Origin of the sequence: Pseudoalteromonas sp. LC2018020214, assembly GCF_016598755.1 — a bacterium.
Lineage (GTDB): Bacteria > Pseudomonadota > Gammaproteobacteria > Enterobacterales > Alteromonadaceae > Pseudoalteromonas > Pseudoalteromonas distincta.
The window spans coordinates 2,437,233-2,453,944 of sequence record NZ_CP066804.1; the positions used below are offsets into that span (position 1 = coordinate 2,437,233).

Annotated in this window: 14 protein-coding genes and 10 tRNA genes; 21 read left to right on the forward strand and 3 right to left on the reverse strand. The window is 40.8% G+C overall.

Annotated features, from left to right (window positions below):
- Positions 1-1,257 carry a glutamyl-tRNA reductase gene (gene hemA, locus JG479_RS10735; protein WP_200219261.1) on the reverse strand — a complete coding sequence of 419 codons (1,257 nt, stop codon included), beginning with the start codon at positions 1,255-1,257 and terminating at the stop codon, positions 1-3.
- An 83-nt stretch (positions 1,258-1,340) separates the two neighbouring features.
- Here hemA and lolB point away from each other — a divergent pair, with 83 nt between their 5' ends.
- The 16 genes from lolB to JG479_RS10815 all read left to right on the forward strand — a co-directional run bounded on the left by lolB (position 1,341) and on the right by JG479_RS10815 (position 8,022).
- A complete protein-coding gene (gene lolB, locus JG479_RS10740; protein ID WP_033020640.1) occupies positions 1,341-1,928 on the forward strand; it encodes a lipoprotein insertase outer membrane protein LolB in 588 nt (195 codons plus the stop codon).
- Between the two features lie 2 nt (positions 1,929-1,930).
- The gene (gene ispE, locus JG479_RS10745; RefSeq protein WP_200219262.1) at positions 1,931-2,788 is read left to right on the forward strand and encodes a 4-(cytidine 5'-diphospho)-2-C-methyl-D-erythritol kinase; all 858 of its coding nucleotides are present in this window, start codon (positions 1,931-1,933) and stop codon (positions 2,786-2,788) included.
- Positions 2,789-2,876: 88 nt separating this feature from the next.
- Positions 2,877-3,824, forward strand: a complete 948-nt coding sequence (locus JG479_RS10750) for a ribose-phosphate pyrophosphokinase (protein WP_002958550.1) — start codon at positions 2,877-2,879, stop codon at positions 3,822-3,824.
- 149 nt (positions 3,825-3,973) lie between these two features.
- A complete protein-coding gene (locus JG479_RS10755) occupies positions 3,974-4,585 on the forward strand; it encodes a 50S ribosomal protein L25/general stress protein Ctc (protein WP_002958549.1) in 612 nt (203 codons plus the stop codon).
- A 19-nt stretch (positions 4,586-4,604) separates the two neighbouring features.
- Complete coding sequence (pth, locus tag JG479_RS10760) at positions 4,605-5,189, forward strand: aminoacyl-tRNA hydrolase (protein ID WP_002958548.1); 585 nt, start codon at positions 4,605-4,607, stop codon at positions 5,187-5,189.
- A gap of 53 nt (positions 5,190-5,242) precedes the next feature.
- Positions 5,243-6,334, forward strand: a complete 1,092-nt coding sequence (gene ychF / locus JG479_RS10765; RefSeq protein ID WP_002958547.1) for a redox-regulated ATPase YchF — start codon at positions 5,243-5,245, stop codon at positions 6,332-6,334.
- 455 nt (positions 6,335-6,789) lie between these two features.
- Positions 6,790-6,866: transfer RNA gene (locus JG479_RS10770), tRNA-Met, on the forward strand.
- Positions 6,867-6,912: 46 nt separating this feature from the next.
- Positions 6,913-6,997 (forward strand) — tRNA-Leu (locus tag JG479_RS10775).
- Positions 6,998-7,036: 39 nt separating this feature from the next.
- A tRNA-Gln gene (locus JG479_RS10780) sits at positions 7,037-7,111 on the forward strand.
- A gap of 5 nt (positions 7,112-7,116) precedes the next feature.
- A tRNA-Met gene (locus tag JG479_RS10785) sits at positions 7,117-7,193 on the forward strand.
- An 88-nt stretch (positions 7,194-7,281) separates the two neighbouring features.
- Positions 7,282-7,366, forward strand: a tRNA-Leu gene (locus JG479_RS10790).
- 40 nt (positions 7,367-7,406) lie between these two features.
- Positions 7,407-7,481, forward strand: a tRNA-Gln gene (locus tag JG479_RS10795).
- Positions 7,482-7,552: 71 nt separating this feature from the next.
- Positions 7,553-7,637: transfer RNA gene (locus JG479_RS10800), tRNA-Leu, on the forward strand.
- Positions 7,638-7,676: 39 nt separating this feature from the next.
- Positions 7,677-7,751, forward strand: a tRNA-Gln gene (locus JG479_RS10805).
- Positions 7,752-7,822: 71 nt separating this feature from the next.
- Positions 7,823-7,907 (forward strand) — tRNA-Leu (locus tag JG479_RS10810).
- Positions 7,908-7,947: 40 nt separating this feature from the next.
- Positions 7,948-8,022 (forward strand) — tRNA-Gln (locus JG479_RS10815).
- A 41-nt stretch (positions 8,023-8,063) separates the two neighbouring features.
- Here JG479_RS10815 and JG479_RS10820 read toward each other — a convergent pair.
- Entirely contained in the window at positions 8,064-9,647 is a 1,584-nt protein-coding gene (locus JG479_RS10820; RefSeq protein WP_200219264.1) for a putative bifunctional diguanylate cyclase/phosphodiesterase, read from the reverse strand.
- A gap of 155 nt (positions 9,648-9,802) precedes the next feature.
- On the reverse strand, positions 9,803-10,972 hold the full coding sequence (locus JG479_RS10825; RefSeq protein WP_234047850.1) for an FAD-dependent monooxygenase: 1,170 nt from the start codon (positions 10,970-10,972) through the stop codon (positions 9,803-9,805).
- 256 nt (positions 10,973-11,228) lie between these two features.
- Here JG479_RS10825 and miaB point away from each other — a divergent pair, with 256 nt between their 5' ends.
- From miaB to lnt, 5 genes are read left to right on the forward strand one after another with little or no spacing between them, the layout of a single operon-like run.
- Complete coding sequence (miaB, locus tag JG479_RS10830; protein ID WP_002958544.1) at positions 11,229-12,677, forward strand: tRNA (N6-isopentenyl adenosine(37)-C2)-methylthiotransferase MiaB; 1,449 nt, start codon at positions 11,229-11,231, stop codon at positions 12,675-12,677.
- 50 nt (positions 12,678-12,727) lie between these two features.
- Positions 12,728-13,786 (forward strand): PhoH family protein, encoded by a 1,059-nt coding sequence (locus tag JG479_RS10835; RefSeq protein WP_002958543.1) that lies wholly within the window; start codon positions 12,728-12,730, stop codon positions 13,784-13,786.
- Between the two features lie 4 nt (positions 13,787-13,790).
- Complete coding sequence (gene ybeY / locus JG479_RS10840; protein WP_002958542.1) at positions 13,791-14,249, forward strand: rRNA maturation RNase YbeY; 459 nt, start codon at positions 13,791-13,793, stop codon at positions 14,247-14,249.
- Positions 14,250-14,271: 22 nt separating this feature from the next.
- On the forward strand, positions 14,272-15,156 hold the full coding sequence (gene corC, locus JG479_RS10845) for a CNNM family magnesium/cobalt transport protein CorC (protein WP_002958541.1): 885 nt from the start codon (positions 14,272-14,274) through the stop codon (positions 15,154-15,156).
- On the forward strand, positions 15,137-16,687 hold the full coding sequence (gene lnt / locus JG479_RS10850) for an apolipoprotein N-acyltransferase (RefSeq protein WP_193226065.1): 1,551 nt from the start codon (positions 15,137-15,139) through the stop codon (positions 16,685-16,687). The genes corC and lnt overlap by 20 nt, the downstream gene beginning before the upstream one ends.
- Positions 16,688-16,712 lie beyond the last annotated feature (25 nt).

Consider the following 16,712-nt stretch of genomic DNA (forward strand, 5'->3'; position numbering starts at 1 on the left):
TTATTCCTGATCAATACCTAACATTTTTTTCAACTGGTTTAGCTGCGCCACTTCACCTTTTTTCGCTGCATCTTGTATTGCACGGGTAGGCGCGTGCATTAAGCGATTGGTTAATTTATTGGCGAGCTCTAATATAATTTTTTCTGCATCTTTACCTGTATTGAGCTGACTAACAGCACGCTCTACAAGTTCAGACTTAATTGTTTGTACATCATTTCGATAATGGCGGATTAAATCTACCGAATCGAGTGAACGCATCCACATTGCAAATTCTTTGGTGCGTTCAATAATAATTATTTGCGCTTGCTGTGCAGCTTGCTCGCGCGCTGCCATATTCTCGCTTACAATGGTTTGTAAGTCATCAACGGAATATAAATAGGCAGCATCTAGCTCCCCAACTTGGCTTTCTATATCACGGGGAACCGCTATATCTATAAATAGCATAGGTTTGTGACGTCGCTGCTTTAGCGCTTGCTCAACCACCCCTTTACCAATAATAGGTAAAGTGCTGGCTGTAGAACTAATCACTATATCGGCTTTATGCAAACGCTCAGGCAATTGCGCCAAAGCAATCACATCTGCCGACACTTCGTCAGCTAAGTTACGAGCTCGCTCAATAGTTCTATTTGCAACAGTGATATTTTGAGGCTCATTTTGGTATAAATGCTTAGCAACCAATTCAATGGTTTCACCTGCGCCAATTAATAACACATTGGTCTTATCAAGCTTGCCATAAATATGCTTTGCCAAGTTAACTGCAGCAAACGCTACCGATACCGCACTTGCGCCAATATCGGTTTCAGTTCTAACTTGTTTCGCTACCGAAAATGTTTTTTGAAACAACCTATCAAAAGTAACACCTACTGCATCGTGGTTTTTAGCACTAAAAAACGATTGCTTTATTTGTCCCAGAATTTGCGGTTCGCCCAACACTAAAGAATCCAACCCACACGCCACGCGCATTAAGTGATTAATAGCATCGTTATCTTCGTAACAATAAATGTTTTTGCTCAGTTCATGTTCATCCAAACCATGGAAACTGGCAAGCCAGCTCAACAGTGTTTGGGAATTTTGCTGAGCGAGGCTACAATAGATCTCGGTTCGATTGCAGGTAGACACAATAACCGCTTCATTAAAGTCGGCATGGCCACTTAATTGTTGCAACGCCTCTGAAATTTGCTCAGGCGAAAAAGCCACTTTTTCACGTAATTCTACGGATGCGGTTTTGTGATTTATACCTAGTGCTATTATGGTCATATTTGCCAAATATTGCTGAGCCCTACTTCAAAGGCGGTAATTTTACCAAAAATCAGCGGAATATGGAAAGTAAGGAACAACATTTGATTCGACAATATTTGATTTTATTCATGTTTTTTTTGTTTTTAGGTGGCTGTGCTCATCAAATTGATACAAAAACAACACTTTATGATGATTGGAAACCACGTTTAGCTGCTCAAAAAACTTGGCAAGTAGAAGGTAAACTAGCATTTATTAGCCCTGAAGAGCGTCAATCTGCAAACTTAAATTGGCAGCAAACAACAAATTCCAATAATTTAATACTGACTACTTTTATTGGTACTCGTATTTTGTCGCTTAAACAAACAGCTAACGGTGCTGAATTAGAGTTTGACGGTGAACAATACTTTGATACTAACGCTGCAGAGCTTTTAAAACGATTAACGGGTTTTACACTACCGGTTGATAATGCCGATAACTGGCTTAAAGGCACTATTGACGATGAAAGTTTAATTGTTGATGAGCTTGGGCGTGCAAAGCAAGTATTATGGTTTGATAATACAGGCAAAAAATGGCAAATAGATTATGGCACTTATGTACAAAACGCAGGTTACTGGTTACCTACTAAACTGACGTTAAAGCACCAACAAATAAAAATTAAAATTCAACTATACGATTGGCAGTTTAAATAAGTATGAATAACAAAACCTCTTTTTCACTTATTGCTCCGGCAAAACTCAATTTATTTTTACACATTAATGCTCGCCGAGAAGATGGCTATCATGAACTTGAAACCTTATTTACTTTTTTAAATTTTGGTGATGAGCTGCATTTTGAGTTAACAACAGATGGGAGTATTTCTGTCGGTGGTGATACTAAAGACATCCCTCTAAATGATAATCTTATCTATAAAGCGGCTTTATTATTACAAACACACTGTAAAACCTCTTTGGGTGTAAAAATAAATTTAATTAAGCGCTTGCCGATGGGGGGCGGTGTTGGAGGAGGTTCATCTGACGCAGCGAGTACTTTATTAGCCCTAAATAAGTTATGGAAATTGGCACTAAGTTTAGAAACACTAGCACAATTAGGGCTCAAGTTAGGGGCAGATGTTCCAGTGTTCATACAAGGTCAAAGCGCCATAGCGCACGGTATTGGTGAAAAACTACACCGCGTAACACTTGAACAAAAATGGTACTGCGTTGTACACCCTAACCAACATGTAAGTACCGCAAAAATATTTACACATCCAGATTTAAAACGCGACACACCAAAAATAATAGGCGACTGGAAACACCATACTTTGACCAACGATTGTGAGCCTTTAGTTAAAAAGCTTTGCCCCGAGGTTGAAAAAACCCTCCAGTGGTTGCTAAAATACGCCCCGTCGAAGATGACCGGAACAGGTTCATGTTGTTTTGTCGAATTTGCTAGCCAAGTTCAAGCACAAGATGTACTTGAAAATCTCCCCCATACTTGGCAGGGTTTTGTGGCTTCAAGCGCAAATGTCTCACCTGCTCATACGGAGTTAACCGCCATATTCGATCAATGAAGTAACGTACAAGTAATCATAAGTTAACCCGCAGTGATATTTATCATTGCCCGTTAGTCCAAATATTCAGTGCCTGAGGAACCCTACCGTGCCTGACATGAAGCTCTTCGCTGGTAACGCAACACCTGAGTTAGCTCAAAAAGTTGCAAAACGTTTATATATTGAATTAGGCGATGCTGTTGTTGGCCGTTTTAGCGACGGTGAGATCAGTGTTCAAATAAATGAAAATGTTCGTGGCTCGGACGTTTTTATCTTGCAATCAACCTGTGCCCCTACAAACGATAACCTGATGGAACTTATCGTTATGGTTGATGCTCTACGTCGTGCATCTGCAGGTCGTATTACTGCCGTCATTCCTTATTTTGGTTATGCGCGCCAAGACCGTCGTGTACGTTCTGCTCGTGTTCCAATTACCGCTAAAGTTGTTGCAGATTTCTTATCAAGTGTTGGTGTTGACCGTGTTCTTACGGTTGATTTACACGCTGAACAAATCCAAGGCTTCTTTGATGTACCTGTAGATAACGTATTTGGCAGCCCTGTATTACTTGAAGATATGAAAGAACGCGACTTTGAAGACGTCGTTGTTGTATCTCCAGATATTGGTGGTGTTGTACGTGCTCGTGCAATTGCAAAACTACTAAACGATACCGATTTAGCAATCATTGATAAACGTCGCCCTCAAGCAAATGTTTCTCAAGTAATGCACATTATTGGTGACGTTGAAGGTCGTGATTGTATTATCGTAGATGATATGATTGATACCGGTGGTACATTGTGCAAAGCCGCAGAAGCACTTAAAGAACATGGCGCTAAGCGTGTATTTGCATACGCAACGCACCCTATCCTTTCAGGTAAAGCAGCCGAAAACTTACGTGACTCAATGATTGATGAAGTAATTGTAACTGACTCAATTCCGCTATCTGATGAGCTTAAAGCCCTTGATAAAGTTAAGGTACTTACGCTTGCTGACATGTTAGCAGAGACTATTCGTCGTATTAGTAACGAAGAATCTATCTCAGCGATGTTTGAACACTAAAATTAAACATTCCTGAATATAAAAGCGCCTTTTGGCGCTTTTTTTGTAAGCGATGTTTATTTTATCTGGGCGTGGTGGTATGATAGCGCGCCTTTTGGCTAGGGACCTTGGTCGCAAAGGCCCTACACATTTAAATAACTGGAGACATCATGTCTAACAAAACTTATACGTATAACGCTGAACTTCGCGTAGAAACTGGTACTGGTGCGAGCCGCCGCCTACGTCGCGAAGACAAAGTTCCTGCAATCCTTTACGGAGCTGATAAAGAAGCTTTATCTCTTACTTTTGCTCATAAAGATATGATCAAAGCTCAAGAAGACGAAGGTTTCTACACGCATATCCTTACGCTTAACGTTGATGGCGAAGCTGTTGAAGTAATCTTAAAAGATATCCAACGTCACCCATTCAAGCCTAAGCTTACTCACCTTGATTTCCAACGTGTAGATGCTACTCATAAATTTCAAACTAAAGTTCCTCTACACTTCATCGGTGAAGAGATTGTAACTAAAGCTGGCGCAACTGTTGTTCACCAGTTAACTGAAGTTGAAATTACGTGTCTTCCAAAAGCACTTCCAGAATTCATTGAAGTAGATGTTTCTAAGTTTGTTGTTGGCGATTCAGTTCATATCTCTGACCTAACTTTCCCTAAAGGCGTTAGCTCTGTAGATTTAGCTAAAGGCGAAGGCCATGATCAGTCTATCCTGACTATCAAAGCAAACAAAGCAGCTCCAGTTGAAGACGACGCTGCAGCAGCAGAATAATATTTAAGGTCTCGCAACCTTGAATTCTATTCAAATGCTTGTGGGCCTGGCTAATCCAGGCCCCGAATACGCAAACACACGCCACAATGCAGGTGCTTGGTTCATCGAGCAAATCGCTGCACGCTATAACTGCACTCTAAAACACGATCCTAAATATCACGGCCTTACAGGCAAAGTGATCATTCAAGGCCAAGAATTCAAATTATTGATCCCCACTACTTACATGAATTTAAGTGGTAAAGCGGTCAGTAGTTTAGCTAATTTTTTCAAAATCCCTGTCGAGGACATTTTAGTTGCCCATGACGAATTGGATTTAGACCCAGGCGTTGCCAAATTAAAAAAAGGTGGCGGGCATGGCGGTCATAATGGTTTAAAAGACATTATTGCAAAAATGGCAAATCAAAAAGACTTTATGCGCTTGCGCATTGGTGTAGGTCATCCGGGGCATCGTGAAATGGTAACTGGTTGGGTGCTTGGAAAAGCGGCCAAAGAAGACCAAGAAAAAATGGATGCTGCTGTTGATGAAGCAGTTCGTTGCATGGAAATACTTGCAAAAGATGGTGTGTTAAAAGCACAAAACAGACTACATTCGTTTAAACCCTAGTAACTTGGGTCCAAGTACACCGTTTAAACGAATTCTAAACAAGGTATCTTACTATGGGTTTTAAATGTGGCATCGTTGGCTTGCCTAACGTAGGTAAATCAACGCTTTTCAATGCACTAACTAAAGCGGGTATTGAAGCCGCTAACTTTCCTTTTTGTACCATTGAGCCTAATACAGGTGTGGTACCTGTGCCAGATCCTCGTCTAGACGAACTTGCTAAAATTGTTAATCCTCAACGAGTTCTTACCACTAGTATGGAATTTGTAGACATTGCTGGCTTGGTAAAGGGCGCATCTAAAGGTGAAGGCCTTGGTAACCAGTTTTTAGCTAACATTCGTGAAACCGATGCAATTGGCCACGTAGTTCGCTGTTTTGAAGATGAAAACATCATTCACGTAGCAGGCACTATTGACCCTGCTGACGATATTGACGTAATCAACACAGAGTTAGTACTTGCTGATATGGATAGCGCTGAAAAAGCCCTTTTCCGTAACGCAAAAAAAGCAAAAGGTGGTGATAAAGACGCCAAAGAGCAAAATGCCGTACTTGAAAAAGTAAAAGTGCATCTTGATGAAGGCTTAACTTTACGCGCTTTAGCATTAACTAAAGAAGAAAAAGCAGCAATCAGCTCTATCAACTTCTTAACTATTAAACCAACTATGTATATTGCAAACGTTGCTGAAGATGGTTTTGAAAATAATCCATACCTTGACCGTGTACGCGCTATTGCTGCAGCAGAAGATGCGATTGTCGTTCCTGTATGTGCTGCTATCGAATCTGAGCTTTCAGAATTAGATGACGAAGACAAGCTTGAGTTTATGGCTGATCTTGGCTTAGAAGAGCCCGGCCTTAATCTTGTTATTCGTGGTGGTTATGAATTACTACAATTACAAACTTATTTCACTGCGGGTGTTAAAGAAGTGCGTGCATGGACAATCCCTGTAGGTGCAACAGCGCCACAAGCAGCGGGTAAAATCCATACCGACTTCGAGCGTGGCTTTATTCGTGCGCAAACGATTGCTTTTGACGACTTTGTTGCCTTTAAAGGTGAAAGCGGCGCAAAAGAAGCAGGTAAGATGCGTCAAGAAGGTAAAGAGTACATTGTTAAAGACGGCGATGTAATGAACTTCTTGTTCAACGTATAAGTTAAATGAAACCAAATTAGTATTGGTAATAATTTTAAAGGCTCGTTTTTACGAGCCTTTTTTGTACCTCCAACGTTATAAACTTATAAAATTGATATAGCCCCAACCTAAATGCCTACGTTTAATCTAAAAATACACCCTAAGCAGAAGATCAAACCTCAATAATAAGTACCTCTTAAACAAATTAATGTTAAGATTTAACCAGAGCGTAATAATTTGTTGAATAATCAAACAGCTTCAAACTATTGGTTTTTGCTTTTTTTTATTTAGCGACAAATTTTGTATGTGAATTGCACTCAAAAAATCATCATTTTTATTAAAATTTAGCCGCTTAGCTTAATTTTCCTGCAAACAAACACAGTTAAGTGTTTTTTTGCAAAAAAGGTGTTGACGAATTTGGGTCATATCAGCATAATACGCCCCGCACTCAGCGATGAAGTGCTAACAAAAAAGATGGCTAAGTAGCTCAGCTGGTTAGAGCACATCACTCATAATGATGGGGTCACAGGTTCAAATCCCGTCTTAGCCACCATATTTTTTTGTTGCTCAATGAAGAGTTTAAAATAACTACCTTGTGTGCGGGAGTGGCGGAATTGGTAGACGCGCTGGATTTAGGTTCCAGTATCTTAGGATGTGAGAGTTCAAGTCTCTCCTTCCGCACCATAATTCTTGATAAGAATTAAAACTATCAATTGTTATTGTTGGGATATCGCCAAGCGGTAAGGCACCAGGTTTTGATCCTGGCATTCCCAGGTTCAAATCCTGGTATCCCAGCCAACAATGGCTAAGTAGCTCAGCTGGTTAGAGCACATCACTCATAATGATGGGGTCACAGGTTCAAATCCCGTCTTAGCCACCATTTCTTTTTTAGAAGTGGCTCTGCAAGAGTTAAATTGCACTCAATAAAGAGTCTAAAATAACTACCTGTGTTTTATAACACAAACGATGCGGGAGTGGCGGAATTGGTAGACGCGCTGGATTTAGGTTCCAGTAACTTCGGTTGTGAGAGTTCAAGTCTCTCTTTCCGCACCATGTTCTTGATACGAACTAAAAATATCAATTAATTCTTTGTTGGGATATCGCCAAGCGGTAAGGCACCAGGTTTTGATCCTGGCATTCCCAGGTTCAAATCCTGGTATCCCAGCCAACTTCTTCTACCAAGGAAAGTTGATTAAAAGAATAACTCTTGCTTAGAGTTTAAATGAGCAAATTAGTGATGCGGGAGTGGCGGAATTGGTAGACGCGCTGGATTTAGGTTCCAGTATCTTAGGATGTGAGAGTTCAAGTCTCTCCTTCCGCACCATGTTCTGATAAGAACTAAAATTATAAAAGAATTCTTTGTTGGGATATCGCCAAGCGGTAAGGCACCAGGTTTTGATCCTGGCATTCCCAGGTTCAAATCCTGGTATCCCAGCCAACTTCTTCTACCAAGGAAAGTTGAATAAAAGAATTACTCTAGCTTAGAGGTTAAATGAGCACATTAGTGATGCGGGAGTGGCGGAATTGGTAGACGCGCTGGATTTAGGTTCCAGTATCTTAGGATGTGAGAGTTCAAGTCTCTCCTTCCGCACCATGTTCTTACTAAGAACTAAAATTAATATCAAATTTATAGTTGGGATATCGCCAAGCGGTAAGGCACCAGGTTTTGATCCTGGCATTCCCAGGTTCAAATCCTGGTATCCCAGCCAATTTGACTTCCTTCTCTAAAACTTCTCAATATTCATTAAATTCAGCTTACTTTTTCTGTACTTAAATATACATTTATAAATTCGTCTATATTTATTGGTTTGCTATATAAATACCCTTGTAAATAATCACAGTTCATACTCAATAGCGCTTGCTCTACTTCTTTGGTTTCTATTCCTTCAGCTACTACATCGCAATTTAATCGGCTCGCCAAAAACAACGTAGATTCTACAATAGCGTAATCAGGCGGATTAATGAGCATATCTTTGATAAACGATTGATCTATTTTTATCTGGTTTATGGGCAACTCCCTTAATAACGACAGTGACGAAAACCCCGTACCAAAATCATCAACACTAAATTTAAATCCACGCATACTTAACTGCTGCATCATTTTTCTTGCTGCGGGTATGTTTGTCATCATTGCCCCTTCTGTAATTTCAAATATTAGTGAATCACTTAAAGTCGGGTCAGTAGTAAGTAAGCTAATTATAAATTCGTAAAACTCGCTGCTTTCAATATCTTTTGTTGATAAGTTGACATGAATAGTACCGGTGAACCCAAAGAGTTTAAGTTTTCTAATATGGTTAACTGCTTCTTGTACAACCCATTTCGATAAAACAAAAATGAGCCCTGTACGCTCAGCTACACTTATAAACTTTTCAGGGCTAATAAAGCTACCATCAGCTTGCGGCCATCGGATCAGCGCTTCTAAGCCATGCAATTGAATATCTTTGGAGTCCATTATTGGTTGTAAATAAAGCTCGAACTCCCCTTTGTGTAACGCGGCTTTAATTTTGACTGATAAATCAAAAAAGTCCTCTGCTCGTTTACCTATTTCAGATGAGTAATTTACTAAAGGTTGAAATGTCTTTTTTGCTTCATGCAGTGCCAAGTTGGCTTTTTTTAGTAACTGGTCGGGTAATCGGCTATCATCAGGAAAACGGCTTACGCCTATGCTTAATTGTATTTTAACCATTTGCTCATGCGTACAAAACGGAGCTTTGACGGCTGAGTTTATAATATTTACACAGTGAGCCATGCTTTCATCAGTATCGGTATTCAGTAAAAACGCAAACTCATCCCCGCCTATTCGATATAACTTAGCAATGCCACATAGCTCTTTGCTTAACTTATTAGCAAAAGCAGCCAGTAGCTGATCACCACATTGATGACCAAACGCATCATTAATTTGTTTAAAATTATTTAAATCAATATAAAATAATGCAAATGAAGAAGGGTAATCGACTTGTTTACTCAAGGATTTAAAAAAGTTATTGCGGTTGGGTAAGGTTGTTAAGTTATCGTGCTCAGTTTGATATTTTTGATACTGCGTTGCTTGCTCTATTTTAAGGATGCTTTTTAAACTCAGTTTGACAACTAAGAAAACAAACCCTGCACCACCAAATAATATTGTGGCAACTGCATTTCTTATTATTGGTGCCGTATCGTAATTTGAAAAGTAATAAAGTATCCACCAATACCCTAAAATAAAACAGACAATAGCGCATAACAGTACACTCCACGCTCTTTGCGATGTTTTTTTACAAACTTTAAAGGTTGTTTTTAAGCTAGCAACTAGCAGTAGCGCACCTAAAATAATTATTACTGAAAAAAAATTATCCACACATAGGCTCTTTAAAATTATTAAATTGCGGTTTAGTGATATAACCCTAGTCAAATTAAAATTTTATTTAATATAACTGGGTCACTATTTGTTCACTTAAAAAACAGACATAAAAAAAGGCTCATAAATGAGCCTTTTTAATCTCTACTTTAAATTTAGCCTAAATCACCGCTAATTGCGTATTTTAAAACCCAGTTTTTTATAGGGCCTGTATTATTAGCCATTTTTAAAAACTGGCTACGTGCCCATTTAAGTGGCGCAACTTGGTTAGAAAAGCCAAAGTAACAGGCATCCATCATGCTCATCATTAATAAATTAGCTTTACGGCGAGCTCGCTCGTATTCTTTAAGTTTTAGTGGGCAACCTATATCTCCTGCTTTGTATAAAACCTCAGCAAGTGCCACTACGTCCTGAAAACCTAAATTAACGCCCTGCCCTGCAAGGGGATTTATTGTATGTGCAGCGTCACCGACTAAAACTAAGCGCCCTTGTGAATAGTTGTTAGCATGTTGGCGAGTAAGCGGAAATATTGCATGAGTCTGTACTTCAAAGTCTCCAGCAAGTTCAGGAAATTTATTAAGTATGTGCATTTTTAGCTCAGCTGGGTTTAGCCCTTTAAATGCTTGCAGTGTATTTGCATCGTCGTACCAAATTAAATTAGCGTATGGTGCCTGCATTGGCAAAAATGCGAGTGGCCCACTTGGCGTAAACTGCTGCCATGTTTTTATTTGTTGCGGCGCATCGAGTTTAATTAATACCCCCATGCAATGCTGCTGATACTGCCAGCCGGTAATTCCTATATTAGCTTTAGCACGCAGCTGCGATTGTCCGCCATCGGCTGCAATCACTAAATCAGCGGTATAGGTTTTAGCTCCATACACAAGCGTAATTAAATCATCCGTTTGCTCTATTTTAGTAATAGGTGTGGCTTGCTCAATAACCTCAATCTTATAATGATCAAATTGCTGCCATAAACTTGCTTGAATTAAACTATTTTCAATTAAGTGGCCTAAATGCGTGGTGTTTATATCGGCGCAGTCAAACAATAAATTATCACCACCGCGCTCAAATGCCTCTAATTGTTGATAAGGCGCTATGCGGTTTTGCCTTAAAAGCGGCATTGCTCCTAATTCATCAAGTAAATTTTCTGAAAAACGATTAATAGCCGACACTCTAATATCAACCTTATCACTACTAAGAATCTGTGATGGATCTATTAGGTGTTTTTCGATTATGCGTACGCCAAAGCCCTGTTGAGCAAGCTTTATCGCCATAGCCGCGCCAACCATGCCACCACCAACTACTATCACATTATTTTTAGTCATGTTTTTCATCATTTTATTATTACTTGAGTCTGTTTTGATTGTATCAAAATTAATTTGTTTTATACCAGAGGATATCCCTAACAGCTGATTAAACTCGCCTCGTATTGATTTGAGATCACAAACATGAAAACTATACTTGGATCTGGACGGGTATCCAGCTAAAATACGCCTCCTTTGAGTGAGCATGCTTGCTCCTTAATCCTGTTTCAAGCACATTTTTGTGCCACTATCGAATTGAACACGAGGCTATATTTCAATGAGCAAAAAGCTGCATATTAAAACCTGGGGTTGTCAGATGAACGAATACGACTCTCAGAAAATGGCTGAACTTTTAGATGCCACCAACGGCTACCAGCTAACTGAAGATGCAACAGATGCCGACGTAATCTTACTTAACACCTGTTCAATTCGTGAAAAAGCACAAGAAAAAGTATTTCACCAATTAGGTCGCTGGAAGTTATTAAAAGACGACAAGCCAGATTTAATCATTGGTGTAGGTGGTTGTGTTGCCTCACAAGAAGGTGACTCTATTCGCCAACGTGCACCATTTGTAGATGTTATTTTTGGTCCGCAAACGCTACACCGTTTACCAGAAATGATTAAACAAGTGCAAGGCGACAAAGGCTCATCGGTTGTTGATATTTCATTCCCAGAGATTGAAAAATTTGACCGCCTGCCAGAGCCAAAAGCAGATGGCCCATCTGCTTTCGTATCAATTATGGAAGGCTGTTCTAAGTACTGTACTTTTTGTGTTGTACCTTATACTCGCGGTGAAGAAGTTAGTCGCCCAGTAGATGACGTACTACTTGAAGTTGCACAACTTGCAGAGCAAGGCGTACGTGAAGTAAATCTTTTAGGTCAAAACGTAAACGCATACCGCGGCGATACGCACGATGGCGAAATTTGTTACTTCTCTGATTTAATTCGTCTTATTGCAGCTATTGATGGTATTGACCGTATTCGTTACACCACATCGCACCCGGTAGAATTTACCCCAGATATAATCGACGTTTACGCCGATGTACCAGAGCTTGTAGATCACTTACATTTACCAGTACAAAGTGGTTCAGACCGTATATTAAACCTAATGAAACGTGGTCATACGGCAATTGAATACAAATCGACAATTCGTAAGTTACGTAAAATTCGTCCTAACTTAAGCATGTCATCAGATTTCATTATTGGTTTCCCAGGCGAAAGCAAAGAAGACTTTGAAGCAACCATGAAGCTTATTAGCGACATAGGTTTTGATATGAGCTTTAGCTTTATTTACAGCGCACGCCCAGGTACGCCAGCGGCAGATTTGCCAGATGACGTAACAGAGCAAGAGAAAAAAGAACGCTTATACTTACTACAAAACCGTATTACACAAATGGCGCAGCAAATTAGTCGTCAAATGTTCGATACAGAGCAACGTATACTTGTTGAAGGTCCTTCTAAGAAGAACCCTATGGAATTACGCGGCCGTACAGAAAACAACCGTGTAGTAAACTTTGTTGGCCCGCACACAGTGATCGGACAGTTTGTTGATGTACGTATTACCGAAGCACTACCTAACTCTTTACGTGGTGACTTAATTCGTACAGAATCAGAAATGAACTTACGACGTGAAGTCGCTCCTTCAGCTATTTTAACTAAAGCTGCAGCTGCAGAGCCAAAACCAGACACTGTTAACGAAATTGGCGTAGCTACTTTCGTTCCTTAGTCACACAATTAGCGCCAGTTAACGCTGGCGCAGTACTATAGGAAGCAATTTTGAGTAATCAGTTAAAAACATTAGAGATTTATTTAGAACCTGCCGATAACAAACGCCTTTCTTCTTTATGTGGCCCGTTTGACGAAAACATCAAACAAATTGAACGCCACCTGGCTGTTGAAATAATTCACCGTGACAACTTTTTTAAAGTAACCGGTAAACTACACAACTGCGCCGGCGCTGTAGAAATCTTAAAAAACCTTTATGTTGATACTCAGCCAGTTCGTGGTGTTTTAGGCGAAATAGAACCCGACGCCGTTCATTTAGCTATTACCGAATCAAAAGCCTTAGAGCAAGATGCATCCAGCAGCGCTTATGGCAAAGAAATGGTTATTAAAACCCGCCGTGGTGTTATTAAACCACGTAACGACAACCAAGGTGTTTATGTGGCTAATATTTTAAACCACGACATTACCTTTGGTATTGGCCCTGCAGGTACTGGTAAAACTTACCTTGCAGTTGCAGCCGCCGTCGACGCTCTTGAGCGCCAAGAAATACGCCGTATATTACTAACGCGCCCTGCTGTAGAAGCTGGCGAAAAGCTTGGCTTTTTACCTGGCGATTTAAGTCAAAAAATAGACCCATACCTGCGCCCTCTTTACGATGCTCTTTTTGAAATGCTAGGTTTTGAAAAAGTAGAAAAGCTCATCGAAAAAAATATCATCGAAGTCGCACCGCTTGCTTACATGCGCGGACGTACTTTAAACGATGCCTTTATTATTTTAGATGAAAGCCAAAATACCACCGCCGAGCAAATGAAAATGTTTTTAACCCGTATAGGGTTTAACTCAAAAGCGGTGATTACAGGCGATATTACACAGGTCGATTTACCTCGTGGCACACGCTCAGGCCTTCGCCATGCAATTGAAGTACTTGATGGCGTAAACGAAATTAGCTTTAACTACTTCAAAGCCCACGACGTAGTACGCCACCCTGTTGTAGCACGCATAGTTGAAGCCTACGAGCGTAACGACGAAAGCGAGCGACTTAAGCGCATTGAAAAGCAAAATGCAAAAGACGCACTCGCTGCTCTTCAACAGCCTACTACTAAAGAGTAATACTTTGACAACCGAACTTGATTTACAAATAGCCTGTGAGTTTGACAACCTCCCAAGCGAAGAACAATTTGCACTATGGGCCGACAAAGCCCTTAGCCAATACCGTGACGAGTCCGAACTCAGTATCGTTATTAGCGACGAAGCGCAATCGCAACAACTTAATAACGACTATCGCGGTAAAAATAAACCGACCAACGTACTGTCGTTCGAATTTGAAGCACCACCAGGAATAGATATTCCTTTGGTTGGTGATTTAATTATTTGCCCAGCCATTGTATTAGCTGAAGCAATTGAGCAAGAGAAGTCATTTCATGACCACTTTGCTCACATGGTTATTCACGGATGCTTGCATTTGCTTGGATTTGACCATATAAAGAGTGACGATGCTTTAGAGATGGAAAGCATCGAAAAGCAATTACTTGCAGAGCTAAACATAGCAGACCCATACCGGGACGATATTTAAATTAACGGAGCAATTAGACGCAATGAGCGACGGTAACTCGCAATCTAGCCAGGGTTCTTCTGGCAAAACGTGGTTGGGCAGAATAGCCCAAATGTTGCAAGGGGAACCCCAGAATAGAGAAGAGCTGGTCGAAGTTATTGCCGATGCGCAAGAACGAGACGTAATCGATCCAGAAACAAAAGAGATGATAGAAGGTGTGCTTGGCGTGTCTGAGCTTAAAGTGCGAGACATAATGGTTCCGCGCTCACAAATGATCACTCTTGAGATCGACAGCCCGCTTGAAGAACTAATTCCAATGATGGTTGACTCAACTCACTCACGTTTTCCAGTGGTGATTGAAGACAAAGATCATGTAGAAGGTTTTTTACTCGCTAAAGATTTATTGCCACTGATCTTAAATAAAGACGAGCATTTACCATCAATACGCGATTATTTACGCCCAGCAATGGTAGTACCTGAAAGCAAACGTGTTGATACATTGCTAAACGAATTCCGTCAGCAACGCTACCATATGGCTGTTGTTATTGACGAATACGGCGGCGTATCTGGCTTAGTAACGATTGAAGATATTCTTGAAATAATTGTTGGCGAAATCGAAGATGAGCACGACGAAGAAGAAGAACATCAAGATATTCGTCAACTTGCTAAACATGTCCATGTAGTGCAAGCACTCACACCTGTAGATGACTTTAACGAGCATTTTAAAACAGGCTACAGCACAGACGAAGCCGATACTATTGGCGGAACTGTACTGCACGCATTTGGCCATATGCCAAGCCGTGGTGAAACGATTGACATAGAAGGTTACCAATTTAAAGTAACCAACGCCGACAATCGTCGTATTTTGCAACTGCAAGTCACCGTTCCTAAGGCTGATGATAACGACAGTGAAGAAACTGCTAACTAGACTTACCCTATTAGCAAAAGATAAAAAAGCATGGCTCGCACTCGTTGCGGGCCTTGTTTTAACTTTTGGCTATGCCCCTTTTGAAATTTGGCCCATCGTATTTATTAGTCTTGGCGCCATAATTTTTTGCATTAATCCCAATAGTACCGGTAAAGCACACGCAAAAACCGCCGCTAAATATGGCTTTATATTTGGCCTAGGCTGGTTTGGTGCAGGTATAAGCTGGGTACATGTTTCTATTGCCACCTTTGGCGGTATGCCGCTTATAGCGTCGCTCTCGTTAATGGCTTTTTTGTGCTCATACTTAGCATTATTTCCCGCACTTGCCTTTTGGGCAACTACACGCTTTGCCAGTGGCCCTAAAAGCTTTGGCGCATTACTAATTGCCTGCTTTGCAATTAGTGAGTATTTACGTGGCACCGTACTTACCGGTTTCCCGTGGTTAAGTTTTGGCTACACACAAACCGACGGACCTTTAAGGCTGCTTGCCCCTTATATTGGCGAGTTTGGCTTAACACTAACGTGTGTGGCTATTGGCTTTGCACTATATAGACTTACCCAAAAAGATTTTAAAACCCCGGCGGTTACTGCGACAGCTGTTGCGCTTATTTTTACAGGCGCAAATACCACAGGCAACATTCATTACACAGATAAAAACATGTCAGTATTGCTCGTACAAGGCAACATACAGCAACACCTGCGCTTTGAGCCAAGTGAGTTTTGGACCACAATGAGCAAATACCAAGACATGACACGTCCACATTGGGATGCCGACTTAATAGTATGGCCAGAAGCAGCAGTGCCTGAAATAGAAATGCTTGCCGATTCCTACCTAGCCAATTTAGACAGTGCCGCCTCGTTTAATCAAACCGCCCTTGTAACCGGTATTGTTGACTACCAGCGAGACACCAAAAATATATTTAACACACTTATTGTGGTCGGTAATAAAGAACGCGGCGACGAGCATGGGCATTACCATTACCTTGATAAAAACCGCTATCAAAAACACCAGCTACTACCTATTGGCGAATTTGTACCGTTTCAAGACTTTTTGCGCCCTATTGCCCCATTATTCGATTTGCCTATGTCATCGTTTACCCGTGGCGACAAAGTGCAAAACAACTTACGCGCCAATGGCTATAACTTACTCCCTGCTATTTGCTACGAAATTGTTTTTGCCGACTTAGTACGCGGTAATTACAAAAGCGACTCTGACCTACTCTTTACTGTAAGTAACGATGCCTGGTTTGGCGACTCCATTGGGCCTTTGCAACACATGCAAATAGCCCGTATGCGCGCGCTCGAACTACAACGCCCTCTAGTTCGTGTTACAAACAATGGTGTAAGCGCCGTATACGACCCTATAAGCCACACTCAACAAACCATGCCTCAGTTTGAAGCTACAACATTGAAAGCCAATATTAAGCTTATAAAAGGCGACAGCGTGTACAGCCAATACGGAAACATGTTTGTGTGGGGGTTTGTGTTGTTGATGGGTGTTGTTGGGTTTGGGGTTAGGTTGAGAAAGTGAATTAAAATTAATAGCTGTCGGTGGA

Excerpts from the sequence above, each read along its gene's own strand:
- hemA (WP_200219261.1), bottom strand. The coding sequence starts at position 1,257 with ATGACCATAATAGCACTAGGTATAAATCACAAAACCGCATCCGTAGAA.
- ispE (WP_200219262.1), top strand. The coding sequence starts at position 1,931 with ATGAATAACAAAACCTCTTTTTCACTTATTGCTCCGGCAAAACTCAAT.
- miaB (WP_002958544.1), top strand. The coding sequence starts at position 11,229 with ATGAGCAAAAAGCTGCATATTAAAACCTGGGGTTGTCAGATGAACGAA.
- JG479_RS10755 (WP_002958549.1), top strand. The coding sequence starts at position 3,974 with ATGTCTAACAAAACTTATACGTATAACGCTGAACTTCGCGTAGAAACT.
- ychF (WP_002958547.1), top strand. The coding sequence starts at position 5,243 with ATGGGTTTTAAATGTGGCATCGTTGGCTTGCCTAACGTAGGTAAATCA.
- corC (WP_002958541.1), top strand. The coding sequence starts at position 14,272 with ATGAGCGACGGTAACTCGCAATCTAGCCAGGGTTCTTCTGGCAAAACG.
- JG479_RS10825 (WP_234047850.1), bottom strand. The coding sequence starts at position 10,972 with ATGACTAAAAATAATGTGATAGTAGTTGGTGGTGGCATGGTTGGCGCG.